Consider the following 706-nt stretch of genomic DNA (forward strand, 5'->3'; position numbering starts at 1 on the left):
GTGCCGGTGCCTATAATATGGCTGTTTTTGTGTTGAACTTCCTCACTGGAACCTTCCCCTTGACTAAAAGCAGCACTGCCCGTTGCCCCTGCGCCACCCGTGCCATAACCGGTGCCAACACTCATTGAAGCACTTTCACTGCTGTTTTGTGTGCTTTGCGTGTTTTGTGCACTTTCAAAGATGATATCTTTACCTGCTTCCATGGTGATCTTTCCGCTCTGTGCATCATTTTCCAGCACATAGATTGGATTGGTACCAGCGATAATATCAGCGCCAACACCATGAATGCTGCCTTCGTGGGCATGCATGTTAACAGCGCGTCCGCCTTCTATGCTATCTGTCACCGCTGTGGAGGTCTGAACAGAGGCTTCTGTTTTCTCAGTTTTAAAGCCCACGGTTACACTGCCAGATGCACCAGCCATATTGGCAAGAGCATCCTTGGTGGAGCCCCCCAATCCTCCTAATGAGCTACTCAGTCCTTTGGTTATGTTCCCCTTTTCCCCCGTATTGCCAGTCAGCCAATTAACAAAGGTTTTGCCTTTACTATAAAGATGACTGATTTTCATGCCGGTCAGTATGCCATTAATAACGGTGTTATTGCCATCCTTATTGTTCATACGGTCCGCTGAATCTTTTAGTCCTTGTACCGTGCCAAGGACACCGATATCAACGGAAGTTGTCACACCAGCAAAAGACTTTTCATGTG

Annotated in this window: 1 protein-coding gene; it reads right to left on the reverse strand. The window is 47.6% G+C overall.

Features of this window, described 5'->3' with window-relative positions; all coding sequences use genetic code 11:
* Positions 1–706, reverse strand: a 706-nt coding sequence (locus ACFIL8_RS11810) for a hemagglutinin repeat-containing protein (RefSeq protein WP_375689972.1), incomplete at both ends; no start/stop codon positions are given.

Origin of the sequence: Bartonella sp. AP57NXGY, from assembly GCF_042195805.1 — a bacterium.
GTDB lineage: Bacteria > Pseudomonadota > Alphaproteobacteria > Rhizobiales > Rhizobiaceae > Bartonella.